This window comes from Legionella antarctica (assembly GCF_011764505.1).
GTDB lineage: Bacteria > Pseudomonadota > Gammaproteobacteria > Legionellales > Legionellaceae > Legionella > Legionella antarctica.
The window spans coordinates 3,354,769-3,380,000 of sequence record NZ_AP022839.1 but is presented as its reverse complement, the minus strand read 5'-3'; the positions used below and the strand labels follow the sequence as shown (position 1 = coordinate 3,380,000).

Below are 25,232 nucleotides of genomic sequence, written 5' to 3'. Positions count from 1 at the left end.
ACCGCCAGCTAAGGTCCCCAAGTACTAGTTAAGTGGGAAACGATGTGGGAAGGCACAGACAGCCAGGAGGTTGGCTTAGAAGCAGCCATCCTTTAAAGAAAGCGTAATAGCTCACTGGTCGAGTCGGCCTGCGCGGAAGATTTAACGGGGCTAAACTAGTCACCGAAGCTGCGGATGTGCACTTATGTGTACGTGGTAGGGGAGCGTTCTGTAGGCCGATGAAGGTAGATTGAGAAGTCTGCTGGAGGTATCAGAAGTGCGAATGCTGATATGAGTAACGATAATGAGGGTGAAAAACCCTCACGCCGGAAGTCCCAGGTTTCCTGCACGACGTTAATCGGAGCAGGGTGAGTCGGCCCCTAAGGCGAGGCTGAAGAGCGTAGTCGATGGGAACCAGGTTAATATTCCTGGACTTTTTATAAGTGGTGATGTGGGGACGGAGAAGGCTAGATGAGCCGGGCGTTGGTTGTCCCGGTATGTGTATGTAGGCGGGGAGACTTGGCAAATCCGGTTTCCTATTAAACGCAGAGGTACGACATGGTTCTGACATTTCGGTGTACAGAGAAGTCATTAATGCCAGGCTTCCAGGAAAAGCTGCTAGCCATAACTTATAGAGAACCGTACCGGAAACCGACACAGGTGGACAGGTAGAGAATACTGAGGCGCTTGAGAGAACTCGGGTGAAGGAACTAGGCAAAATGGTACCGTAACTTCGGGAGAAGGTACGCCCTTGCTGGTTAGTTGCCTGCGCAACAAAGCTGGTGAGGGCCGCAGAGACCAGGTGGCTGCGACTGTTTATTAAAAACACAGCACTCTGCAAATTCGTAAGAAGACGTATAGGGTGTGACGCCTGCCCGGTGCCGGAAGGTTAATTGATGGGGTCATCTTCGGAGAAGCTCTTGATCGAAGCCCCGGTAAACGGCGGCCGTAACTATAACGGTCCTAAGGTAGCGAAATTCCTTGTCGGGTAAGTTCCGACCTGCACGAATGGCGTAACGATGGCCACACTGTCTCCACCCGAGACTCAGTGAAATTGAAATCGCTGTGAAGATGCAGTGTACCCGCGGCTAGACGGAAAGACCCCGTGAACCTTTACTATAGTTTTGCACTGGACTTTGATGATAACTGTGTAGGATAGGTGGGAGGCTATGAAGTGAGGACGCTAGTTCTGATGGAGCCACCCTTGAAATACCACCCTGTTGTTATTGAGGTTCTAACTTGGTCCCATTATCTGGGATGAGGACAGTGTATGATGGGTAGTTTGACTGGGGCGGTCTCCTCCCAAAGAGTAACGGAGGAGCACAAAGGTACCCTCGGTACGGTCGGACATCGTACCAAGAGTGTAAAGGCATAAGGGTGCTTGACTGCGAGAGTGACGGCTCGAGCAGGTACGAAAGTAGGTCTTAGTGATCCGGTGGTTCTGTATGGAAGGGCCATCGCTCAACGGATAAAAGGTACTCCGGGGATAACAGGCTGATACCGCCCAAGAGTTCATATCGACGGCGGTGTTTGGCACCTCGATGTCGGCTCATCACATCCTGGGGCTGAAGCAGGTCCCAAGGGTATGGCTGTTCGCCATTTAAAGTGGTACGCGAGCTGGGTTTAGAACGTCGTGAGACAGTTCGGTCCCTATCTGCCGTGGGCGTAGGAAAATTGAGAGGAGCTGCTCCTAGTACGAGAGGACCGGAGTGGACGAACCTCTGGTGTACCGGTTGTCACGCCAGTGGCATCGCCGGGTAGCTAAGTTCGGAAGGGATAACCGCTGAAAGCATCTAAGCGGGAAGCCTCCCTCAAGATGAGTTTTCCCATGAAGCCCGTTGAAGACTACGACGTTGATAGGCAAGGTGTGGAAGCGCAGTAATGTGTGAAGCTAACTTGTACTAATTGGCTGATTGTCTTGACCATATAATCTGAGTTACTTTGGGTTATGTACCGTAAGTATAAAGAGATAGAGAGAATAGTTTGTGTTACCTCAAGATTTACCAGACCTTTTGGCTTGGTGTGATTTATTAATCCCCCCTTACCAAACGGTATAACAGTTTTCCTGGCGACAATAGCGGTTTGGAACCACCTGATCCCTTCTCGAACTCAGAAGTGAAACGAACATGCGCCGATGATAGTGTGAGGTCTCCTCATGTGAAAGTAGGTCATCGCCAGGGTTTATTTTAGAAAGCGGCTTAATAGCCGCTTTTTTTTTAGGTTATTATCCGCTTATAATTATAAACTTATAATTAAAGTTTTTTTAGCGTAATATCAGCACTTAGGATTAAACATGCTTTAGAGTTAAACTTTAATTCCAGGGAAGGTTGATTAATCTCATGTTAGTTAGAAAAATTTTAGAATTTATTAATGATCTAAAAGAGATAAGGGAATTAAGTCCTGATGATATGCTTCTTATTGAAAGTTTGGAGGAAAAGTTTAAGCATTGTGCTTCACGGCAACAGCTAAATGCTGATAATATCCAGTTTTTGATGAATTGTTTTGAACTTCGTTCGCAACAGGTTGAAGTAGGTTTCGAAAACGATTACATGCTGAATACGGGACTGGCAAACCAAAAGTGGATTCAGCTTGCGAAAGATATAGCTCCCCTTACCCAAAAAAAATATGTTCAAGTATTACTCCCCAAAATAACCAACTCTGTAGATTTCAATAATCTATCATTACTAACTGAAACGGAGCGTCCGGAAAATTTTTACCTTGGCAATGATAATAGAACTCTATATAGAAAAAGAGGTCTGTGCGAGCATCTGACTACGAACGGTTTCATTTTATCTACTCACAGATATTTAAGAACCAATATTTTAAGTGCTATGAGTATCAAGGAACTAACCCGGCTACAATCATGCAAACAACTAAATGGAGGCTTTTCAATAGGGGAGGAGCAATTTACTAATTTTTGGAATTTTTTGCAAAAAAAAGTATTTACTAAATTGCAATCTAAAGGCGAAATGCCACTAGATTTACTGCCTCATCTTTTGTCACTAATAGATAAATATTATGAATTAAAAACTAAAGGTTCAGATTTTAAATTGTTTAAACAGGCGGCGCAAGATTTTTTTATACAGCTTGATAAATATTGCCTGGATGAGATAAATTTTTTTTATGGAGTTGAGATTTCATTTAAAGAAAAAAAACTTTATTTATTGGATTTTTTAATTGTTATTAATAAAGTAGAAAATTATGTTCTTGATGAGCACTTCAGTGCTCTGGCAGAATGGCTTTTTAAATTCAATTCTGTATTAAAATCCAAGCATACGGAATTGTATCCATTCTATAATCAAGTTGATCGAAATAATTTAAATGAAGGACATCCTGGAGCACGTCGAGATTCGGCGCAGGAGTACTCATTAAATCAATGCTTGACCATGTTATTATCGTTGTTTACTCTTGAGTTTGACTATCTTCCTTTGACAGGACATACCATTAGTTTTTGGGATATGACCAATCCAGTATTTTCTGAAGGAAAAAAGATATTTTCAATGTTTAAACCGTTGCTAGTTTCTAATATGATTGATCAACTGGTACCTCAGTATCGATCATTTATCGAAGAATACATTGTCCCTGCCAGAGCTGAACAAAGCTTATATATTCTATTAACACGTTATGATAGTGTTAATGATTGGTATAGACATGTGGATAATTCTACCTTATTTAAAAGAGGTGTTATTTGGTTTCAGCCTGAATTATTAATGCATGTTTTGTTAAGGGTTCGAGCTCACGTACCAGCTATTGTTATACAAATTGATAAGTTTCTGGATGAATTAATTCATACATGCGCCCAAGATAATTACGATTTGCTAAAACAATTCAGGGTCAATATTTTATTTTCTAATTTTAAAAAAAAGTTGCCCGAACAAGAGCAAGAATATCTGATCATCCTATTACAGCTCTATGAACATCGTGATACACATACCTTTTTTTTGAGTAATTGTATTGATTATATTGTTAATCGATTATCAAATATCAGCTCCTTTAGAACAGGGGGCTCTATTCAGTTTTTTTCAGCTGTTCGAAAGATTGATTGTTCGAAAATAGTTTTTTCCCCCATGAGTTACGAGAACTTAAATGAAATAATAGATTTAATTAAAGGGCGACTCCAATCTCCAGAACTTAATCTCGATGAGGATTTATTAGAAAAAATGATCATCTATTTGCGCACGTTATCTCGTCCTATTTTGTCAATAGAGGAGTTACAGGAGGACATCAGCAGAGCAAGAACTGGGGATTATTTAGGCGCACCTACCTGAGAAAACTCATGGAGGTTGAGTGGTACGACCTCTAAAATTTTGTTTTACTAAATTGGGCACACAGCTTTATAAAATTCTCATACCTTCTCATCGAAATATTTCCTCGATTCAAGGCTGCAATAATAGCGCAATGAGGCGTGTTTATATGAGTGCAATTGCGAAATTTGCATTGAGATAAATATGGCTTAAATTCGATATAGCCATGGGCAATTATGTTCGTGTCTATATCCCATAAACTAAACTCCCTTACACCGGGTGAATCAATTAATGCTCCTCCACTAGGTAGATGATAGTAGCGTGAGTTGCTTGTAGTATGGCGCCCTAGCTCGGAACCGAGGGAGATTTCTTGTGTAGCAATATTTCCTTCATGGGGAAGTATTTCGGCAATTATAGAGGATTTACCCACACCAGATTGACCAACAAAAACACTAATTTGATTATTGAGCGCTGACTTTAAAGGGTTAAAACTTAAAGAACTATTTTTACTCACCATAACAATTGGGTAACTTAGTGATTGGTAGTCCATCAGTAATTGCGCTTTGAGTTCGTCGCAAGGTAAATCCGTTTTATTCAGTAAAATAACAGCATGTAAATGTAAAGTTTCCGCCATTATCAAATAACTATCAAGCAAGGCCCAACTGATCTCTGGCTTGGGAGCAATGACAATGATCATTTGGGTGATATTTGCTGCTACGGGTTTCTTTAGACCAGCACTTGTTGGCCTTGCCAGAGTAGATCCTCTTGGATATAAACTGACAACTACACCTTGATTATCACCTTCTGTTTGCCAAATGATCCTGTCGCCGGCAACCAAGGTATCAAGGTTAGGCCTTATAGAGCATCGGATTCGTTTCCCTTCATTGTCTTCAATTTCTACATGTCTGCTGTATCGGGTAATTACCAAACCATCTGCCAGCGCATCATGATTGTGTTCTTTAGTCTCTTGATAGGTTTGTTGATTTTTTTCAATTCGCGATAATTGTTGTTTATTGATACGTCTTTTACTCATGGTTGCGATCTATACTATAATGGATAAGTTTATTAATGTTACAGTATGCAGGTAAATCATATTTAATGAAAGTCTACTTAGTCGGTGGTGCTGTCCGTGACCAATTATTGGGAATACCTGTGCATGAGCGTGACTGGGTAGTGGTTGGATCAACGCCCCAGCAATTATTAAATAAAAAATTTAGACAAGTTGGACGTGATTTCCCGGTGTTCTTGCACCCTGAAACTAATGAAGAATACGCTTTGGCAAGAACAGAAAGAAAATCAGCGCCAGGATATTATGGTTTTGATTGCGATTTTAGTTCTACAGTTTCTTTAGAAGAGGATTTGGGGCGGCGTGATTTGACTATTAATGCGATAGCAATGGATGAACAAAGCAATCTTATCGATCCATATCAGGGGCAGCAAGATTTAAACAATAAAATATTGCGCCATGTGTCACCTGCTTTTATAGAGGACCCGGTTCGTGTACTGCGAGTGGCTCGTTTTGCAGCACGTTTTCATTATCTTGGTTTTAGATTGGCCAATGAAACCCGTGCTTTAATGTACTCAATGGTAAAGCGAGGCGAGTTATTGCATTTGGTTGCTGAGCGTGTTTGGCAGGAATTGCAACGAAGTTTAGGTGAAAAAAATCCAGAGCAATTTATTCTAACTTTGCGTTCTTGCGATGCACTTAAGGTGATTTTTCCGGAGTTAAATTCATTATTTGGAATACCTAATCCTTATCAACATCACCCTGAAATAGATAGCGGTGTTCATACGTTAATGGTATTAGAGGCATCAGTTATCTTAACTGAAGATCCAGTAGTTCGTTTTGCCGCCCTGGTTCATGATTTAGGTAAGGCAGTTACGCCAATGAGCATTTGGCCCAGACATCATGGTCATGAAGAAAAGGGTGTTTCTGTGATCGAGTCATTGTGCTCACGTTTGCGAATTCCTAATGATTATCGTCAATTAGCTATTTTAGTTTCACGATTTCATTTAAATATTCATCGCTTAGTTGAATTACGTGCAAGCACCATTGTCAGACTTTTAGAGCAGTGTGATGCATTTCGTCGGCCTCAATTGTTTTATGATTTATTAATCGCGTGCCAGGCTGATGCAGAAGGTCGAGGTAGGACCATTGATTATCAACAGGCACGACAATGGAGTTATTTATTATTGGAGTGTGCCAAAGTAAATCCTCAGGTTTTGATAGCTCAGGGTTATGAAGGTAAAGCGATTAAGGAAGCTTTGCATCAACGTCGTGTGGCTTGTGTAGAACTAATTTTAAACTCTTGGAAATTACATGAAAAATAATCAAAATTTAATCTGGATAGATTTAGAAATGACAGGTCTTGAGCCTGAACAGGATAGAATTATAGAAATAGCAACTGTAGTAACGGACGCTCATTTAAATATTCTGGCTGAAGGGCCGGTAATTGCAGTTGCTCAGTCTAAGGAATTGCTTGATGGAATGGACTCATGGAACACCAAACAGCATAATCAATCCGGTTTGGTCAAGAGAGTACTGGCCAGCGATGTGGGTGAGTTGCAAGCGGAAAAATCAACCCTGACCTTTCTAAGTCAGTACCTTGATAAAGGGAAGTCGCCAATGTGTGGAAATACTATTTGCCAGGACAGACGTTTTCTATATAAATATATGCCTGATCTGGCAGCTTTTTTTCATTATAGAAACCTGGATGTTAGCACCCTGAAAGAGTTAGCCATCCGTTGGCGTCCTGAACTATTGAGTGGGGTTGTGAAAGAATCCAAGCATCTTGCTTTGGATGATATTAAAGACTCAATTAACGAATTGGTATATTATCGTCAACATTTTATCAATTTGCCGGAAGTATAAAATGATTGAAAGAGAACGATTGGAGTTACCTGCTAATGCAGATAAGTTATTGCTGCATTCATGTTGTGCGCCTTGTTCGGGTGAGGTAATGGAAGCATTGATCTATTCAGAAATTAATTTTTCTATATTCTTCTATAATCCTAATATTCATCCTGTTCAAGAATATGAAATTAGAAAACAGGAAAACATCAACTTTGCCGAGAAACACGGCATTCCATTTATCGATGCAGATTATGATAAAGACAATTGGTTTACTCGTGCTAAGGGCTTAGAGTGGGAGCCTGAGCGAGGGAAACGTTGTACCATGTGTTTTGATATGCGATTTGAACGAACTGCTTTATATGCTCATGAACATGGTTTTCCGGTTATTTGTAGCTCTTTGGGTATATCGCGATGGAAAGACATGAATCAAATAAACGATTCGGGGATACGCGCTGCCAGTCATTATCCTGATATAGAGTATTGGACTTACAATTGGCGAAAAAATGGTGGGTCTGAGCGGATGTACCAGATAGCCAAACGGGAAGAGTTTTACAAGCAAGAGTATTGTGGTTGTGTTTATTCTTTACGTGATACCAATGCTTGGCGCAAAGAAAAAACACGTGACAGAATTAAGATAGGCATTAATTATTATACCGAAGGACAGTAAACAGGAGACTTATGAGTAAGCATTCGCATGCTGAATCGTCTCAGCATCAGGGCCATAATCATGAAGCTGTAACCTATGATAGTGCCTTTTTAATTGCAATTATTGCGAATGGTCTTTTTGTCATTTTGCAGATTATTTTTGCTTATATAGCTAATTCAACCAGCTTATTAGCGGATGCATTTCATAATTTAGGTGATGTACTAAGCTTGATTTTAGCTTGGCTTGCAACCAGTCTGATGAAGCGTAAGCCAACAGAGAGAACAACTTATGGCTTGAAGAAAACATCCATATTAGCTGCTTTAACTAATGGGATATTGTTGGTATTCACCTGTGGCATTATTGCCACAGAAGCCGTTTATAAACTATTTTCTCCTACAGAAGTACAAGCAGTCTCGGTAATGATTGTTGCCGGAGTTGGTATTCTCATCAACAGCGGGACCGCATTATTATTTTTGCGAGGTTCTGATGATCTCAACATTCGAGGAGCTTATCTGCATTTAGTTTATGATGCTTTAGTTTCTGTAGGAGTAGTAATTTCTGCTGCTTTATTGTATTGGACTGGTTGGTTATGGATAGATCCTATCGTTGGTTTACTGATTGCACTGGTCATCCTCAAAGGAACCTGGGCTTTATTTGCCGATAGCTTCAGATTAATCATTGATGGAGTTCCTAAACACATTTCCTGGAACGCTGTTAGTGAATTTCTTTTAAATAGGCCTGGGGTACAGGGGGTTCATGATTTGCACATTTGGGCAATGAGTACTCAAGAGAATGCCATGTCAGTCCATCTTTATATGCCCGACGAAGCATTAACTGATGAATCACGTATCGAGTTGGTTGATCAACTGAGAAAGCAATTTAGCATTCAGCATACTACGATTCAAACTGAAAAAACCAAAACTCAGTGTAATGATGCTTGTCATGATTCTATGGCAAAAAAATAGAATACTAATCAAGGGTTGTTGCAAGTTGATTCATCGATTGTGTGCTGGTGCCAATCACTTTCTTTCCAACGCCCGGCACGCCGCGAGATGACCCCAGGATGCTTATTTTTGAGGGAATGAGTTATCTGAATCCATTGTTGCTAACTCCAAGCCCTTCTTAAAATTCTCGCAGGCAAGAAATGCATCGTTGAGTTTTTCATGCAGTTGACCAAGTTCTGCATAAGCAATAGGTGTAGGATGGAGTTCATTGGATTGCTCAAGGTAATGTTTGGCTTTCCCCCATAAATGTTGCGCGATGCATAGTCGCCCTAAACATAAAAACAAGGCAGCTGAGTGAGGATTTTTTTTAAGCAATGATTCAGCAAAATCCAATTGATTTGCATCACACAACAGCAATCCATAAAGTTCAATTAATTGTGGGTTGACTTCTTTACGAAGACAGCGTCTTAAAATAGCCTCTGCTTTATTATAGTCATGGTTTTTCAATAAAAAACGAATATATTCAGCCACAATATCTGGATTATGTGCTAAATTTTTAGGCAGTTTATTAAAGGAACTAGTGATTGCTTCAGGCTGATTTTGTTTGCTCAGATCTACAATGGTTTGTAAGTAAGCATTTTGTTGTAATTGTTCAAAAACTTGCTCAGGAATAACTTTGTTCTTTTTTAAATCAGGCAGGATGGCTATGAGTTGTGGCCAATCCCTTACTTCTTCATACAAATTCATAAGTAACTTTAAAACATAGGGGTGGCGAGGAGCTAAATCATGTAGATGCCTTAAAGTTGCCAAAGCCTGTTCCCATTGATGGTTTGCTAATTGTAATTGTGCCTGGGTTAATTCTACTGCAATTTTGGCCTCGGGCATTGATTGTTGTGCTTCTCGTAAATAGTGGTCACGCAGCTTGCTATCCCCCATTTTTTGGGCTGCTCGCGCTGCTGTTAAATAATTAAGGAGGGGTGTGTCGGTATTGGGTAAAGCCTGAATTAGATGAGCTCTTGCTTTCTGCCAATACCCCTCGCTATATTCTATTAACCCTTTTCTGGTTGTTGCTTGCGCTTTTTGGGAAAGGCGTCGCGAATTCCATTGATAAATCATCCCTGGAGTATTAGAAATTTTATTATAGAGTTGTAAAACAATGTGAATTACCACGAATAATAAAAGCAAAGCAAATGCAGCAAACCATACCGTAGTTTCAACAATCCAGTGATTAATCGTAATCAATACATAACCAGGATCATCGTTTAGCTGAATACCCAGCAAAACGGAGCCTAATAGAATAATAAAAGCGATCAGAATACGCATCATTATCAATATTCTCCTTTCCCGCCATTATTCGCGGGGTTAACAAGCAATTGTTGATTATCGATTATTTGGTTTAGAAGGGGGAGCGCTAGTTCAATTACAGATCGTTCTCGCGTAATTTTTATTTTTTGGAGATCATCTAATTGTTTTAGCAATTCTTCCGTATTTTTTGAGTTTTGATTGAATGCTCTTTTAAGGTTTGAAGAGGCTTGCTTAAGTGCCAGTTGATAGACGACAGGATTATTATTAATAATTGCCCATTGAGCCTCTTGAAGACTCATACGAATACTTTCTCTCAATGTTGATTCATACAAGGGGGACATTAAGGGTTTAATGTTTTCATCATCTCGACGGACAACAACCATTTTTTCCAATAAATGAACACTGTCTTGAAGACGCGTTTGCCATGCTGAAGGATGGGCAGTTTTTGGTGTTTTAATCGTTCCATTGGATTCAGGTTCATCAATATTTGCCTGGATAGTAAGAGTACTGACATTGACTTGTGCCGCATCCAGCTGACTCAATATACCCGTTACATCCACCTTGGGTATGGCTTTTAATTGAGCAATTTCTTTTGCTACAGCTTGTCTTACTGCAAAGATTTTAGGTGAAGATAACTGCTCCAGTAATTTATCTGCTTGCAGTAGCAGGGAGATTGCCGCGTTAACATCATCACTCCAATAAGCATTTATTTGGGCTAATTCAAGATAATTACGCGCTTTTAGCAGGAGCCAATCCTGATTTTGGTAGAGTTTTTGATCCATAGCGGTTTGTAATTGTTTGTTCAGATGCTCCAGCTTGCTCTGCAACTCCTCCTGGGTTTGTTTGAACTCGTTTTTTTTTGCTTCGACTTGTTCTTGATTGTTTGTCTGAGTTTGTTTTAATTGAGCTATTTCATCGTTTAAATGAGTGTTTTTCTTAACCAATTTTTCTTGGAGTTTGTAGTTAAATTGAATAGCGTATAGGGCAATCGCCATTGACACAACAGCTATAAAAAGAGCCAGCCCACTAATTAAAAAATTACTTTTGGGACAAGAAAGACTAGTGGGTTCACGTGTTTGAGTATTTGGTTTAGCGTTTCGTTTTGATGCTTTTACTTCTTTTTTTTGTTCTTCTTCGGTGCTATTTGCCATGGATTGATCCTTGATAATAGTCTAGTAATGTATTCATCATCCAATCAGGATGGCTTATTATAATTTTTTTCATACCTAATCTTGAAGCTGATTTACCCAGACGCTCACTAATAACCAGACACGGTTTTTCTTGGAGCCAGTCATGAGCCTCTTTAGCAAAAATCTTAAAAAGATTACGTATAGATTGCTCGCTTGTTAACAGTATAATATCCACCAGGTCATCATGCCATAGCGAATTAATAAATTGACCGCGAATTTGAGGAAGAACTCTTCTATATACATTGAACGTGATTACCTTGGCCTCTCTTTGTAATAAACCTTTTTCAATGACCTCTCTGCCCCCAATACCTTTAAATAATAGCACGGTTTGATTTTTTAGTTGCTGTAAATTACTCAGGCTGAGTAAGCCCTCGCTATCAGGTGTCTCGGGTAAGTAATTAACTTGAATATTTAATTCACCAAGAGCTTTTGCGGTTCCCTGGCCTATAGCAATAACCTTAATCTGCGCTGGCCAATGAATACCATTTAACCTGAATTGAGTAAAACAATGATGAACAGCATTAGCACTGACAAAAATAGCTTGGTTTACCTTCAATAAATCAGGTAATAAACGAATCCAGGCAGCATTGGTTGCCTTAATTTCTATCGCGGGGCATTCAATAGAGATACCTCCTGCATCAATAATGCTTTTACTCAGTGCTTGAGCCTGGTTTCTGGGGCGGGTATTTAATACCCGGAGTCCATTAAGTGTCCGTATCATGGTATCGAGTCAAGTAAATCCGCCGCACCCTTGGTTAGCAAAGATTCAGTGCAGCGTTTTGCCAAATCTGGGGCTTGCTCCACAGCTCCTTTTTGACTGTCATATATAGACTGAGTACCTTCAGGGTTTAGAATTTTTGCCCGTAAAAAAAGTTGATTAGTTGACGTAACAGTGCAAAAAACGGCTAAAGGCACTTGGCAATTACCTCCTAGTTGCGCATTAACGCTGCGTTCTGTTTGCACACATAAAGAGGATACTGGATCATTTAAGCTGGCAATGAGTTGTTGTATTTCTTGATCATCCGTTCGGCATTCAATACATAAAGCGCCTTGTCCACAAGTAGGTAACATTATTTCATCAGACAACTGTTCTGTAATGACATGTTCTAAGCTCATGCGCTCAAGGCCTGCAGCAGCGAGTATAATTGCATCATATTCTCCAGATTCAAGTTTTGCGAGCCGCGTATTTATGTTACCACGCAAGGTTTTAATCTGAAGATCAGATCTATAGGCTAATAATTGTGATTGTCTTCTAAGACTTGCTGTCCCAACTATTGCTTGACAGGGCAGTTCATCAAGACATCCGTATCGTGTGCTGATTAGTGCATCAAAGGGATTATGTCGTTCACAAATTACCGCTAAATGCAATCCTGCTGGCAGCTCTGCGGGCATATCTTTAGTAGAGTGTACTGCAATATCTGCCCTGTTATTTAATAGGGCATCCTCTAATTCTTTAACAAATAACCCTTTCCCGCCCACAGCCAATAGTTTATCCATGAGAAATTTATCGCCAGAGGTGACCATGGGCAATAATTCGATTGTTAGGTCAGGCCATTGTTTTAAGAGCTGCTCTCGAACAAAATTAGCTTGCCATAAGGCAAGTGGACTTTGGCGTGTTGCAATGCGGATTTTTTTGGAAATCATCATGGAGTGTAAAAGCTGGTATTAGATTTTGAATATAATACCATTGTTTTACTTGAACCTTAGAGGATAATTTTCTTTGTGCTTGATATTTTTGAGCATCCAGGGCACATATGAGTAAAAAGAAAATAGAAGTCAGAAATTCTGTATCAGTTCAAAAGTAGAGGAATACGACAGCGAAAAATGACACCAGTGCAGAAAATCGGGAGCATGCATCCAGAACCCTAATCACTTCCATTAAGAAATTATATACTGAAAAAGAGCTTCACTAGATAAAAATTTCCCTTGCAACAGCCAAAAAACTTAAGACCATTTTTGGCTGAATTTTTCGAAAATGAACATTATTTTACTGTGTATAACCCGGTGTGCAATGCTGATATTGTTGATGCATCACCGAGGGCAGGATAATCACAGCGGATTAAATGACTTATTCAGCACGGTGGGGCGTTTTGCACCCAACTGTGTTAAGTTCTGGAGGCAAAAGCAATAAAGATATAAGTCCACCCAGTGACTATCATTTCAATAGCAATAAAGAGGCCAATAACCCATAAGCCACTAATGGGCCAGTGCATCAATATGAGCATTCCAAGAATAATGGCGGTAATTCCTGCTAATAATAACCACAACCATCCTTTTGAATCTTTTAAAGAAAAAGCCATAAGGATTCGGGTTAGGCCGATGACAATAAGAACCCCAGCTAAAGCAGCAGTAATTAAAGTGGATGCTAAAAATGGGTCATAAAAGACAACACAACCGGCTACAATATATAAAATAGCTATTAAAGACTGCCAGATGATTCCTTTCCACTCTCGATGTTTAAAAACATCAACGACGTGAGTTATACCCGCAACAATTAACAGGGCTGCAAAAAAGATCATGCTCACCAGGGTTAATCCAACCACCATTCCTAATCCAATACATCCTAAAATAACAAATAGAATGCCTAGTCCCAAAATCCAACCCCAATTACGATTTAGGTCAATACCCGTCGGGTTAATTTCTTTTGTTTTAGCCATTAGAATATCCTTATCTATCATTGGTTAGTATTGGAAAACTTACTCGGTGCATCCTCATTCTAATATAGACTATTGTTCAAGGAGTTGTCGACCGATCGCATGCTTAAATTTTCCAGGATATTTAGAGGCTCAATACATCTTTGAGTTGACCTTTATTGACAACAGGAGAAAATTAAAAGCCAGTTGGAGATACAATCGTAAATAATATTACTTATTCACAGCTTGGTTTTTTATCCGTTGTGCACAGTTTATATCCTAGCAATTTTGACAAAGTGTAATCAGAAAAATACAGGTTATCAAAAACCATTTATTATCTGGGCGTGGTTTTTTTGTATCTTGTGTTAAAATCGTGCTGGTAAAAAACATTGCTTGTCGGTATGATTTTTAAATAGGTTCGGGAGATGTTCTGAAATGAGGTTGAATAGTGCTGTGTTGTTGGCTTTTTTTTCGTGTTCGCTCTATGCGATTGAAGATACAGAGCTGCATAAAATCCAACAAAGAATTCAACCAGTAGGTCAGTTGCACATTCAAGAGCAAGAGGGAACTACAACCCAGACCTCCGTTGGAGATAAAGAGCTGACGAGAAAAACAAACGAATCAGGGCAAAAAATATATGAGCAACACTGCATTGTATGCCATCGTGATGGACTAGCTGGGGCACCTAAATTGCAAAATGAGAAAGATTGGACACCTCGTTTAACCGGGAAAACTTTAGAAGATTTGGTTGCTTCTTCAATAAAGGGTTTAAATGCTATGCCTGTAAAAGGTACTTGTAGTGAGTGTAATGATATGGATCTTGAAGCTGCAATAAAATACATGTTGCCTGAATCATGAGAAAAATTACCTTCAAAAAAATTCAGCTTTTTTTGGTATTGGTTACGTTCATTGTCTTGTTTGCTTCCTTTTATTTTGAGTATTTTTTAGGATTACGTCCCTGTCCTTTATGTATTATGCAGCGCGTTTGTGTTTTTTTATTGTTAGGCTTGATGGGATTAAGTTTAGGTACTTTAAAAAAAGCTCATCTTATTTGTTTGATTCAAGTTGTGATTTCCTGTACCGGATTATTTTTTTCCTTAAGACAATTATGGCTACAATCCCTACCAGCAGGAAAGGCTCCTGCTTGTATGCCTGATCTTGATGTTTTGATTCGATACTTCCCCTGGCAGACTGTAGCACGAGCGCTTTTTTGGGGTGCAGGAGATTGTGCGGAAGTAACCTGGTCAATGGCGGGAATTTCTATGCCAGGATGGGTAGCCTTGTATTTTCTCTTTATGGCACTTACTGGATTAGTGTTATATTTTCGTACTCGTACACTCAATTAAGAGACGTTAAGAGCGATAGTATAGATGTATAGGGTACATTAGAACCCCAGCACAAGTAAGTTCCAATCCTGTTTAATTCCGGTTACGTTGGGTAGCTTGTCATCAGCGTTGACCGGTGGACTTACGTTTTGGTTTTTCGTTGTATTGAAGTATTCACCAGGAGCCGTTGACAACTCGTATTTAAAACGCTACGTACCGCGACTTGTTCGCGGCATCCCAGAAATCTCGTGCAAAGAACAGATATCTTGTTTGCAAAGAGTTCTAACTGGATCCCGCGAACAAGTCGCGGGACGTCGAAAGGCTAACTGTCAACAGACCCTAACAAAAGCAAGGTGTACCGGTTTTAGAACAATTTAATTGCTGGTAATCTGGAGTTGTCTTAGTTATTATTGCTCTTTTTTTGAGTTATTTATTTATTAATGAATACCTTTTCTTGTGAAGTACTTCATCGCCATTCGGGCACCAACGCCCGAATTACTCGCGTTACTACTCCCCATGGGGAGTTTATAACTCCAGTTTTCATGCCGGTCGGTACTCGTGCTGGTGTGAATAATATGATGCCAAGTGAGCTGCATAAGGCTGGCAGTCAAATTATCTTGGGTGGTAATACCTATCATATGCTGTGTGCTCCAGGGATGGGTGTGATTGAAAAAGCTGGGGGTATGCACCGTTTTATGGGGTGGCATGGACCTATGCTAACCGATAGTGGTGGCTTTCAAGTTTTTAGTTTGTCTAAAAATAAAGAGATTTGTACTATAGATGAAGAAGGTGCTCATTTTAAACTACCTGGTAGTCAAGGACTAATTCATATGACACCAGAAATGTCTTTGGAAACTCAGAAAATTATTGGTGCTGATATAATTATGGCTTTTGATCAATGCACACCAGATAGTTGTTCCAAGGATGAAGTAGGGCTTATCATGACTCGCACTCATAGATGGTTAAAACAATCTATTGCCTATCATCAACAACATCCGAGCTCGCGGTATGGTTGTCAACAAGCGTTATTTGGGATTGTTCAAGGTGGCATTTTTGAAGATTTACGGCGTGAAAGTGCTGACTTCGTTTCTTCCATGAATACAGATGGAATTGCCATTGGCGGTGAAACCATAGGTTTTGATATGGAAACAACAGTTGAAGTGATTCGTTGGGTTAGAGACTATTTGCCGGAGCATAAGCCTCGTTATACTATGGGGGTAGGCATGTCTCCTCAAGATTTATTGGATGTAGTTGCAGAGGGAATAGATATGTTTGATTGCGTGGCACCAACTCGCAATGCCCGACATGGGGCTCTATATTGTGGCGAGCTGATATCAGAAGGGAAATGGTTACGATTTGCAAGTGAATATGAAAATGAACGTATTCAAATAAAAAAAACATGTTTTGCTAATGATTTGTCACCCATTATGGCAAAGTGTACTTGTTATACTTGTCTTAATTATTCACGTTCGTGTATGCATCATTTGTTTAAACAAAAAGCTAATTTATTTACTGCCCTTGCCAGCATCCACAATATCCATGTATTACATGATGTTTGTGCTAAAATGCGCAATCTAATAATAAATTCTTAAAATTATAGAGATAACAGGAGATACAATGGTAGTTATTAGTACATCTAAAGGCGATATTCATTTACAGTTAGATTCAGAAAACACCCCTGTCACAGTAGAAAACTTCCTAAGTTATATACGTAGCGGTTTTTACAATAATACAATTTTCCACCGTGTCATTGATGGCTTTATGATTCAAGGTGGTGGTTTAAATGCTGATATGGAACAAAAGTCAACTGAAGCGGCTATTAAAAACGAAGCAAAAAATGCCAAACCTAACAAGCGTGGAACTGTAGCTATGGCCAGAACAATGGATCCACATTCAGCAACAGCTCAATTTTTTATTAACGTTGCTGATAATGGATTTCTTAATTACACCGGTGATCATGCTCAAGGTTATGGATATTGTGTATTTAGTGAAGTTGTTGAAGGGATGGAGGTGGTTGATGCGATTGGCAAGGTTAAAACAGGTCAGCGTATGGGGCACGGAGATGTGCCTGTTGAAGAAGTAAGCATTATTGAAATTAAAGAGATATAAAATTCATGTTTTTTCATAAAACGGGAATGATATGAGGGGATTTTGGGTTTATCTTTAGACGGTGCTGCATGTCGCGACGTGTTCGCGGCATGCGAAAATTCAGTGCAAAGAACAGCCAACCATTACGTTGTGCGCAATTGAAAGACCAACGGTCACTCCTTATTAATCCTGAAGCTCAATGATGGATTAATAACTAAATTCAGGTTAGTTTTTTTTTCGCTTTTTTAAACTTTCTGAATAGTCAAATATAGGTATTTCAATATGAAAGAAAATAGCCAATATTCGTGCCGTGAAAATTCCAACTAAGGTAACAATGATACTGATATTCTGGGGAACATTAAAAAAAGCAAGCGTAATAAAAAGCAGAGCCCCGGCAAGAGCGATAACAGCGTACAGTTCTTTTCTTAAGACCAAGGGGATATCGTTACATAAAATATCACGTAACATTCCACCACAAATCCCTGTAATCATCCCACTAATCACTGCTACACTGGCTGGCATGCCGTGAGAGAGAACTTTCTGAGTGCCAATAATAACGAAAGTAGATAATCCCAACGCATCGAGAATTAGAAATACTTTCATTATTCTAACTAAGGAATGGGCAATAAATATGGTTAAAATCGCGCACAAAGAGGTATATAATAAATACTCGGGATGAGCGACCCAAGTAAGAGGATAAGTGTTAAACAAGACATCCCTTACTGCACCTCCTCCTAAAGCAGTGATGCAGGCAATAAGCATGACACCAAAAAAATCCATTTTTTTGCGGCCAGCTGCCAGAGCACCAGTTACTGCCTCTACACAAATGCCCATGATAAAAAGATAATGGAGTAACATAAAGATTCATTGCTATTAAAAAAAACAATGATAACACTATTAAAACAAATGGCGAAATACCGAGCTTCGGCTAGAATTTAATTAATAGATAACAGATTAGCTTTCAAAGGCAGTAGGAGGAGTAGATGAATAGAAGCACCCAGGATCAGTCAAAACTGTTAATAAATAATATTGACCGGAGGTTGCGAGAAAATATTATGAAGCTTGATCAAAAATTAAAAGGCTTACGTGCTGAAATCGATGCTAAATTGCAAAGCTCCTTGTTGTATGATGATGACAAGACTCGCGATGATTATGCTAAAAAATTAGCCAATGTTTCTGCCGAGGTTACTGCAGCTATTGAAGGGCTGGAAACGTTGGTTAATTTAGTTGCCAATGATGAGGATACTGGAAAGCAAGGTGCATTTCTTGGTAGTGAAGAGGTGCAACAATTTAGTGAGGTGATAGCTGAGAATCTGGAAAAAATAGCAGAAATTAAATCAAATTTTTAAATGCTTATTCAGATAAATTTGCAAGGCTTGGAAACAGTACAGTTAAGATAACATGATTGCAACAGATCTAAATTTTTTCTGGTGTCTGATAGTGTACCGTAAAAACAGGTTTTTCATACTCAAGAGGGGAGATAATATATCGATTTTCTCCTGAGCGGTAATTCTGCGCTAAAATTTTAATATTGATCAATACTACAGTTGCCAAAAAGATAATAATAATGCTGGGCGAGCTTGGCATTTGGGTTGTTCTTGCCAGGTAGTCAGAGATCAATGGTGGAAGACCTGCAGCCAGGCTTGCTGCAAAAGAATAAACTATAGATAGCGCGGTGCAACGGATCTGCAAAGGAAATAATTCAGTTAAAAGCACTGTTGCTACACTATAATAACAGGCGCAGGGAATTGAGATTATTAATTGCATTAATATATAGTGTTCAGCAGTACCATAATTAATCACATGCATAAAAGGGTAAGCCAAAATCAGCAATCCGCTACTGGAAAAAGTAAGCATTTTAAGCCTGTCTTGCCGGTCAGAGATCCAGCCGAAAACAGGAATAAGTGCGGTCACAAATACTAAAGACAGAGTATTGGAAATCATGATCAATGAACGTGAGATATGGGCATATTGAACTGCATGCAACGGGATATATAAATAAAAAAAGAAGCCTGTTGTAACAGATAAAAAGCTTGAGAAAAAAGCAAAATGATACATAAAGGGGTGTTTTTTTACAAAGTACAGGGATTGTTTATAGATGTCCTGAGTAGAGGGTTTTTTTCTGTTAGCATAATAGAGTACATAACTAAGACTTTCTGGCATTTTTGCGCGTATATAAAATCCAATGAGAGTAGTCACTAAAGCTACTAAAAAAGGTATACGCCACAGATGTTCATACTCCGGGTGAATTATTGAATAATAATCAATCCCTTGGACAATAAGACAAGCAAGTAGATAACCCGCTTTGACACCAACTGAAGACCAGCACCCTCTAAAGCCTCTTTGTGTTCCATCGCCACTTTCTACTAACAAAGTCGATGAGTTTAAAAATTCAGATCCAAGTGCCATGCTTTGGATTATTCTTAAAGCCACTAAAAATCCTGCGGCAAATAAGCCAATTTGATTATATCCAGGTATCACTCCAATTAAGGCGGTGGAAACGCCCATGATAATAATTGAGACCATAAGGACACTTTTTCGGCCATATAAATCTGAAAGTAAACCTAAAATAAAAGCACCTATAGGTTTTGCTAAATAGGCTATAAAAATTAGAGACAGCATTACGGTAGGTTTATTTTTATTAATCCCCAGAAGGGCACGAGATAACTCAGAAGATAGAAAGTAACATATGGACATATCATAGGCTTCTACGATATTACCCATAAGCCCGCCTAATATTGCTTTATTTTGATGTTTCATATCCTACCTGTTTCGGTAATGCCTGAGAGGTCGACAAATCACAATGATTAAATAGAGGATGTAACATATTAGAGCAATATTGGCCTATTTTATAAAAATCTTCTTGTTGGGTAGAGAACAGTTCACGTGTGTGAGCGCAGGACTTATGACTTGCTACAGAATAAATAACATAATTTTCGTCTATTTTTGCCGCAAGAGCTAAACCTATTGGAAAAGCATGTTTGATCTGCTTAAGGTAATAAAGCTCATCATAACGTGATGGATTATATAAAGTTTGCCAATGTGCCTGACCGCATAAATTAAACCATAGTGGATTATAGGACAGATCATAACGCCAAAGAGAACCATTAAATAAATTAAACTCCATGGCGGGAGTAGAGGATAAAGTGAGTATCTGGTTATTGGTATTGATATGCGTTAAAGCCATATGATTGATTTCATGAATTCCTAAAACATCTCTGAATACAGTTGAAACTTTACTTTTGAAAGCAAAAAGAAACTCAAAAAACTTTGGGTGGGGCTTTAAATTATTGTTGCTATAGTCCATGACTCGTTCTTACCCTACGTTCCATTGGGATGGCTAAAATGCTTCACTGAAGATAAAGCTAAGTCTATAATTTTTTCAGACTGTTCTTCACTGGCATTAATTAGACTGATGTCATTAATCAATTCCATTAAAAACTCAGGCACCTGTTGTTCCTTGAGCTCGGCATTATATAAGCAGGCTGCTCTGGTGAAAATATAGTGAAGCAAATTTTTGCTTATTGTGATTTTATTTTGCGAAGTACTCTGGTCATTATGGGCATCACCAAATAATAACCAACCGGGGGAAACTTGAAGTTTCGCAGCAATTTCTATTAATTTAACTGGATCTGGTATCGCTTCTCCACGAAGATATTTTCGACAAATCTGAACTGAATAACCGGTGATTTCTGCTAATTTATGAATGCATACTCCAGAAGCTGAGCGTTGTGAATCAAATCCCACTGCAATCATTGCATCACGAAGACGGTAAGCAAACTGTTTAGTTAAGTTGACTTTTTCCATGGAGAATACGAACAACCTGAATGCTAAAAACTTGTTAGAGTGTAACAAAGGGAGAATAAACCTGCAAATAAATAAAAAAGAAACAATAAGTTTCTTTTGGAAATTTTTTGTTGACAAACTGGGTCGTTAAAGTATAATTTCTAGCGAAACGAATGATTAAGTTTCAAAACGTTGAACATGGAAGCTGGTGATACACGATGGAGCAGGTATCACTTAAAAGTCCAACACGAGGAATAGTGGCATAACCATAGCAGCTTACCTCGCAATACTATGGCTTGAATAGACCCCCTTCTGTTCAGGCCTTTCTATATTTCCATACAAAGATAATGTTTGTCATAATATGAGTCAATTTCATTAACTCAAGAATACAGATTTAAACTAGTTGTACGGCTGTAAAGCTCATATTTGTAAGGTAACGCGATCTTGCTTATATTGTGAGGGAACGTCTTGCTTCCTGATGATTAGGATAATGATTTAGGGTATCCTTGATAAAGCATGGAGGTTTTTTTGGCAGAGGATTTTGGGGAATAAAGTGAAAGTATTAGTTAAAAAAATTCAAACCAAAAAGTTCATCTTATTACTATCATTTGGAATAATCTACATAAATCAATCAGTTGCATTTTTACCGAATAGCAACATGCAAACTCCTACCGCAACTCTCATCGTACCGGTTAAAGCAAAACATCATCAGGAAGTAATTGTGTTAATCCATGGATTACTGCGCTCTTACCTGAGCATGAAACCATTAAAACTCTATTTGGAAACTCAGGGTTATCAGGTCTATTACTATAATTATCCTTCAGCAAGATACACTATTCATGAACATGCGAGTTATTTAAATCAATTTATAAGACATTTATCAGCAAATAATTCAAGGGTAAAAATCCATTTCGTCACTCATAGTCTGGGTGGTATCATTGTCAGGGAGGCATTATCCAAATGGTCACCAAATCAATTAAAACATATCGGCTCACTGATTATGCTGGCTCCTCCTAACCAGGGTTCTTTACTTGCGAAGTTATCTACAGAAATGTTTCCCTTAATCACCTCATCAATAAAGCCATTAGCCGAACTAAGTTCAGAAAAAAAGTCTTACGTGCATCGTGTCCCGGTACCAAATATTAAAATGGGCATAATTGCCGGGCGATTTGACGCGAAGGTTCCTCCCTCTGCGGCCCGTATTCAAGGACAAACTGCCCCCATTGTTATTAACTCCACTCATACGTTTATTATGAATCATGCAAAAACAAGGAAGTTAATAATGACTTTTTTGAAGAAGGGATCATTTGAAGAGTAATAGGTAATCGTTCATCCTGTTTTCTTTACCGCGCAATGAAGTTATTAACGCATCTTTGCAGTTTCAGCAGAAGTCGCTTTTCTGTTTGCGTACATGTTTCGCGACACACGGAGAACTTCTGTTTCTAAACAAGAAAATTAATCCCAAATCCGATTTAAATGATTTGCTTTATAATGCTACCTTATTATATAATTCAAGCCAATTTGAATGCAGGTCGAATTATAGGCACGTAGCTCAGTGGTAGAGCACCACCTTGACATGGTGGTGGTCGGTGGTTCGATCCCACTCGTGCCTACCATCCAATCTGAATTTTATAGTAGAATCTAAACAGCAACTACTGCACAGAATATTAAGGTTTAAACCCTGCTATGCAGGGTTTTTTTTTGAAAAAGAAGTGCTTTACGGACGCAAAGACGGATAAAACTATGCCCAATATTAAATTACCTGATGGTAGTGTAAAACATTTTGAAGCGCCTTTAACCATATATGATGTTGCACATCATATTAGCCCTGGCCTAGCCAAGGCTGCGTTGGCAGGTCGTATAGATGGTCGTTTAGTAGATACCACTTACCTTATTGAAACTGATTGCTCTTTAGTCATCGTGACAGAAAAACAAGAAGACAGTCTGGAGGTTATTCGTCACTCTGCTGCTCATTTGCTGGCTCAAGCTGTTAAATTACTTTTCCCCACCGCTCAGGTGACCATAGGTCCGGTTATTGATGATGGATTCTTTTATGATTTTGCTTTCCAAAGAGCATTTACCCCTGAAGATTTGGAGCTAATAGAAGCAAAAATGCAGGAGCTGACCAAAGCCAATTACCCTATAACTCGTAGGGAGTTATCAAGGGACGAGGCCATAAAGTATTTTAAAAGCTTAGGTGAAGAGTATAAAGCAAAAATTATTGCTGATATTCCTGCCACTGAGGTGCTTTCTCTTTATAAGCAAGGTGATTTTGAAGATCTGTGTAGAGGCCCTCACGTCCCTTCAACCGGTTTTTTAAAAGCATTTAAGTTGACTAAGTTAGCGGGTGCTTATTGGCGTGGTGATTCTAATAATGAAATGTTACAGCGAATTTATGGCACCGCTTGGGCTGATAAAAAATCTTTGGCTGACTATTTATTCAGAATGGAAGAAGCAGAAAAGCGCGATCACCGTAAATTAGGCAAGACCCTGGATTTGTTTCACTTCCAGGATATTGCTCCGGGAATGGTTTTTTGGCATCCCAAAGGTTGGACGATTTATCAGGAACTTGAACGCTACATGCGGATGCGTTTGGCTGATTTTGGTTACCAGGAAATCAAAACTCCTCAATTAGTAGACAGATCACTTTGGGAAAAATCAGGCCATTGGGATAATTTTAGAGACGAGATGTTTGTCACTGAAACAGATAATCGCCATTATGCTGTAAAACCTATGAATTGCCCGTGTCATATTCAAGTATACAATCAAGGTCTGAAGAGTTATCGAGATTTGCCATTAAGATTTTCAGAGTTTGGTAATTGCCACCGCTGTGAACCTTCTGGCTCACTACATGGATTAATGCGGGTTCGCAATATGGTGCAAGATGATGCCCACATATTTTGTACAGAAGATCAAATTCAGTCAGAAGTAGCGATGATGTTGGAACTGGTACAATCAGTTTATACCGATTTTGGTTTTAACGAGATTAAATATCGTCTGGCATTAAGACCTGAAAAGCGTGTCGGTTCAGATGATGTTTGGGATAAAGCAGAAAATGCCCTGAAACTTGCCATGCAGGGAAGAGATATTGAATGGGTAGATGCTCCTGGTGAAGGAGCATTTTATGGCCCGAAAATTGAATGTTCTTTATCAGACTGTCTGGGCAGAATCTGGCAGTGCGGAACCATACAAGTTGATTTTTCTATGCCTGCGCGTTTAGATGCCAGCTATATTGCTGAGAATGGTAACAAACAAATTCCAGTTATGTTACATCGAGCTATATTAGGTTCCTTTGAACGATTTATGGGGATTTTGATAGAGCATTATGCTGGAAAACTGCCCTTGTGGCTGTCTCCTGTTCAAGCTTCTGTGCTTACTATTAGTGAAAAACAGAATAAATATGCGGAAAAAGTCACTCAAATTTTGCAAAAAAGTGGTATTCGGGCAAATTTTGACTTGAGAAATGAGAAAATTGGCTTTAAAATCCGTGAACACACACTACAAAAAGTACCTTATTTATTAGTCATAGGCGACAAAGAAGTTGAAACAGGTCAAGTGGCTGTACGTACCCGTGAAGGCGTTGATTTGGGCGTGATGACAATAGATACAATTTGTGATACCTTGACGCATGAAATTGTCCGTAAGGGATCTCTATAAACAACGAGCTGGAGGAATAAACCATTAGTGCACCAACTAAGCGTGAAAATGATCGCGCACGAATTAATGAACAGATCACAGTACCTGAGGTACGCTTAATTGATGTTGATGGTAACCAGGCAGGAATTGTATCAACAAGGGAAGCACTGCGTGCAGCAGAAGAAGATGGATTGGACTTGGTTGAGATATCGCCAACAGCCAAACCCCCTGTGTGCCGCATCATGGATCATGGTAAATTTATCTTTGAACTGAGCAAAAAACAAGCTGAAGCCAAGAAAAAGCAAAAGCAAATTCAGGTTAAAGAATTAAAATTCCGTCCAACGACGGAAGATGGAGATTATCAGGTCAAGCTACGCAACCTGATCCGTTTCCTAAATCATGGTGATAAAGTCAAAGTCACGCTGCGATTTCGTGGTCGTGAGATGGCTCATCAAGAGCTCGGTATGAAAATTTTGGAACGCATACAGGCAGATACGGCAGAATTTGCCGTGGTTGAGCAGCATGCAAAGCGTGAAGGAAGACAATTACTGATGGTATTATCGCCGAAAAAAACCAAGTAGCTAAATATATTTGTTGTTAAA

At 39.2% G+C, this 25,232-nt stretch carries 23 protein-coding genes, 1 tRNA gene and 2 rRNA genes (1 of these 26 running past the window's edge); 16 read left to right on the top strand and 10 right to left on the bottom strand.

From position 1 onward, the window contains the following. The 3 genes from HRS36_RS15970 to HRS36_RS15960 form a co-directional block, all read left to right on the top strand. Nucleotides 1–1,905, top strand: a 23S ribosomal RNA gene (locus HRS36_RS15970); it begins 993 nt to the left of the window's first position. Nucleotides 1,906–2,043: 138 nt separating this feature from the next. Further along, nucleotides 2,044–2,159, top strand: a 5S ribosomal RNA gene (gene rrf / locus HRS36_RS15965). A 159-nt stretch (nucleotides 2,160–2,318) separates the two neighbouring features. Then, nucleotides 2,319–4,247, top strand: coding sequence for a hypothetical protein (locus tag HRS36_RS15960; protein WP_173238068.1), 1,929 nt, complete (start codon nucleotides 2,319–2,321; stop codon nucleotides 4,245–4,247). 31 nt (nucleotides 4,248–4,278) lie between these two features. Here the strand turns inward: HRS36_RS15960 and rsgA are convergent, their stop codons facing one another. Beyond that, the gene (gene rsgA, locus HRS36_RS15955; RefSeq protein ID WP_173238067.1) at nucleotides 4,279–5,256 is read right to left on the bottom strand and encodes a small ribosomal subunit biogenesis GTPase RsgA; all 978 of its coding nucleotides are present in this window, start codon (nucleotides 5,254–5,256) and stop codon (nucleotides 4,279–4,281) included. Between the two features lie 65 nt (nucleotides 5,257–5,321). On the opposite strand from rsgA, the gene HRS36_RS15950 reads away from it, so the two are divergent. From HRS36_RS15950 to HRS36_RS15935, 4 genes are read left to right on the top strand one after another with little or no spacing between them, the layout of a single operon-like run. Further along, nucleotides 5,322–6,554 (top strand): multifunctional CCA addition/repair protein, encoded by a 1,233-nt coding sequence (locus HRS36_RS15950; protein ID WP_173238570.1) that lies wholly within the window; start codon nucleotides 5,322–5,324, stop codon nucleotides 6,552–6,554. Next, complete coding sequence (orn, locus tag HRS36_RS15945; RefSeq protein WP_173238065.1) at nucleotides 6,544–7,095, top strand: oligoribonuclease; 552 nt, start codon at nucleotides 6,544–6,546, stop codon at nucleotides 7,093–7,095. The genes HRS36_RS15950 and orn overlap by 11 nt, the downstream gene beginning before the upstream one ends. A gap of 1 nt (nucleotide 7,096) precedes the next feature. Continuing rightward, the gene (locus HRS36_RS15940) at nucleotides 7,097–7,744 is read left to right on the top strand and encodes an epoxyqueuosine reductase QueH (RefSeq protein ID WP_173238063.1); all 648 of its coding nucleotides are present in this window, start codon (nucleotides 7,097–7,099) and stop codon (nucleotides 7,742–7,744) included. An 11-nt stretch (nucleotides 7,745–7,755) separates the two neighbouring features. Further along, nucleotides 7,756–8,688 (top strand): cation diffusion facilitator family transporter, encoded by a 933-nt coding sequence (locus tag HRS36_RS15935; RefSeq protein WP_173238061.1) that lies wholly within the window; start codon nucleotides 7,756–7,758, stop codon nucleotides 8,686–8,688. Between the two features lie 102 nt (nucleotides 8,689–8,790). Here HRS36_RS15935 and HRS36_RS15930 read toward each other — a convergent pair whose 3' ends face one another. From HRS36_RS15930 to HRS36_RS15910, 5 genes are all read right to left on the bottom strand, one after another. Beyond that, nucleotides 8,791–9,993, bottom strand: coding sequence for a heme biosynthesis HemY N-terminal domain-containing protein (locus HRS36_RS15930; RefSeq protein WP_173238059.1), 1,203 nt, complete (start codon nucleotides 9,991–9,993; stop codon nucleotides 8,791–8,793). A 2-nt stretch (nucleotides 9,994–9,995) separates the two neighbouring features. Continuing rightward, nucleotides 9,996–11,123, bottom strand: a complete 1,128-nt coding sequence (locus HRS36_RS15925) for a uroporphyrinogen-III C-methyltransferase (RefSeq protein ID WP_173238058.1) — start codon at nucleotides 11,121–11,123, stop codon at nucleotides 9,996–9,998. After that, the gene (locus tag HRS36_RS15920; protein WP_173238057.1) at nucleotides 11,113–11,883 is read right to left on the bottom strand and encodes a uroporphyrinogen-III synthase; all 771 of its coding nucleotides are present in this window, start codon (nucleotides 11,881–11,883) and stop codon (nucleotides 11,113–11,115) included. Before HRS36_RS15920 ends, HRS36_RS15925 begins: the two co-directional genes overlap by 11 nt. After that, complete coding sequence (gene hemC, locus HRS36_RS15915; RefSeq protein ID WP_173238569.1) at nucleotides 11,880–12,806, bottom strand: hydroxymethylbilane synthase; 927 nt, start codon at nucleotides 12,804–12,806, stop codon at nucleotides 11,880–11,882. Before hemC ends, HRS36_RS15920 begins: the two co-directional genes overlap by 4 nt. Before the next feature lie 461 nt (nucleotides 12,807–13,267). Next, nucleotides 13,268–13,819 carry an HdeD family acid-resistance protein gene (locus tag HRS36_RS15910; protein WP_173238056.1) on the bottom strand — a complete coding sequence of 184 codons (552 nt, stop codon included), beginning with the start codon at nucleotides 13,817–13,819 and terminating at the stop codon, nucleotides 13,268–13,270. Nucleotides 13,820–14,230: 411 nt separating this feature from the next. Here HRS36_RS15910 and HRS36_RS15905 point away from each other — a divergent pair, with 411 nt between their 5' ends. From HRS36_RS15905 to HRS36_RS15890, 4 genes are all read left to right on the top strand, one after another. Next, the gene (locus HRS36_RS15905; protein WP_173238055.1) at nucleotides 14,231–14,653 is read left to right on the top strand and encodes a c-type cytochrome; all 423 of its coding nucleotides are present in this window, start codon (nucleotides 14,231–14,233) and stop codon (nucleotides 14,651–14,653) included. Continuing rightward, a complete protein-coding gene (locus HRS36_RS15900) occupies nucleotides 14,650–15,141 on the top strand; it encodes a disulfide bond formation protein B (protein ID WP_173238054.1) in 492 nt (163 codons plus the stop codon). The genes HRS36_RS15905 and HRS36_RS15900 overlap by 4 nt, the downstream gene beginning before the upstream one ends. A 419-nt stretch (nucleotides 15,142–15,560) precedes the next feature. Further along, complete coding sequence (gene tgt / locus HRS36_RS15895; protein WP_173238053.1) at nucleotides 15,561–16,712, top strand: tRNA guanosine(34) transglycosylase Tgt; 1,152 nt, start codon at nucleotides 15,561–15,563, stop codon at nucleotides 16,710–16,712. Nucleotides 16,713–16,737: 25 nt separating this feature from the next. Beyond that, nucleotides 16,738–17,229 (top strand): peptidylprolyl isomerase, encoded by a 492-nt coding sequence (locus tag HRS36_RS15890; RefSeq protein ID WP_173238052.1) that lies wholly within the window; start codon nucleotides 16,738–16,740, stop codon nucleotides 17,227–17,229. A gap of 204 nt (nucleotides 17,230–17,433) precedes the next feature. On the opposite strand, the gene HRS36_RS15885 is transcribed toward HRS36_RS15890, so the two are convergent. Further along, nucleotides 17,434–18,066 carry a trimeric intracellular cation channel family protein gene (locus HRS36_RS15885; protein WP_173238051.1) on the bottom strand — a complete coding sequence of 211 codons (633 nt, stop codon included), beginning with the start codon at nucleotides 18,064–18,066 and terminating at the stop codon, nucleotides 17,434–17,436. Nucleotides 18,067–18,191: 125 nt separating this feature from the next. Here HRS36_RS15885 and HRS36_RS15880 point away from each other — a divergent pair, with 125 nt between their 5' ends. Then, nucleotides 18,192–18,557, top strand: a complete 366-nt coding sequence (locus HRS36_RS15880; protein WP_173238050.1) for a hypothetical protein — start codon at nucleotides 18,192–18,194, stop codon at nucleotides 18,555–18,557. A 67-nt stretch (nucleotides 18,558–18,624) separates the two neighbouring features. On the opposite strand, the gene HRS36_RS15875 is transcribed toward HRS36_RS15880, so the two are convergent. The 3 genes from HRS36_RS15875 to HRS36_RS15865 are packed head-to-tail and all read right to left on the bottom strand — an operon-like array spanning nucleotide 18,625 to nucleotide 21,015. Next, nucleotides 18,625–19,968 carry an MFS transporter gene (locus HRS36_RS15875; RefSeq protein ID WP_173238049.1) on the bottom strand — a complete coding sequence of 448 codons (1,344 nt, stop codon included), beginning with the start codon at nucleotides 19,966–19,968 and terminating at the stop codon, nucleotides 18,625–18,627. Then, nucleotides 19,952–20,515, bottom strand: coding sequence for a hypothetical protein (locus HRS36_RS15870; protein WP_173238048.1), 564 nt, complete (start codon nucleotides 20,513–20,515; stop codon nucleotides 19,952–19,954). Before HRS36_RS15870 ends, HRS36_RS15875 begins: the two co-directional genes overlap by 17 nt. 14 nt (nucleotides 20,516–20,529) lie before the next feature. After that, entirely contained in the window at nucleotides 20,530–21,015 is a 486-nt protein-coding gene (locus HRS36_RS15865) for a helix-turn-helix domain-containing protein (RefSeq protein WP_173238568.1), read from the bottom strand. 532 nt (nucleotides 21,016–21,547) lie between these two features. Between HRS36_RS15865 and HRS36_RS15860 the strand changes: the two genes are divergently transcribed. From HRS36_RS15860 to infC, 4 genes are all read left to right on the top strand, one after another. After that, entirely contained in the window at nucleotides 21,548–22,312 is a 765-nt protein-coding gene (locus tag HRS36_RS15860; protein ID WP_226905503.1) for an esterase/lipase family protein, read from the top strand. Between the two features lie 223 nt (nucleotides 22,313–22,535). Beyond that, nucleotides 22,536–22,610 (top strand) — tRNA-Val (locus HRS36_RS15855). 127 nt (nucleotides 22,611–22,737) lie between these two features. Beyond that, complete coding sequence (gene thrS, locus HRS36_RS15850) at nucleotides 22,738–24,651, top strand: threonine--tRNA ligase (RefSeq protein WP_173238047.1); 1,914 nt, start codon at nucleotides 22,738–22,740, stop codon at nucleotides 24,649–24,651. A gap of 23 nt (nucleotides 24,652–24,674) precedes the next feature. Further along, nucleotides 24,675–25,211, top strand: coding sequence for a translation initiation factor IF-3 (gene infC / locus HRS36_RS15845; RefSeq protein WP_173238566.1), 537 nt, complete (start codon nucleotides 24,675–24,677; stop codon nucleotides 25,209–25,211). Nucleotides 25,212–25,232: the final 21 nt, after the last annotated feature.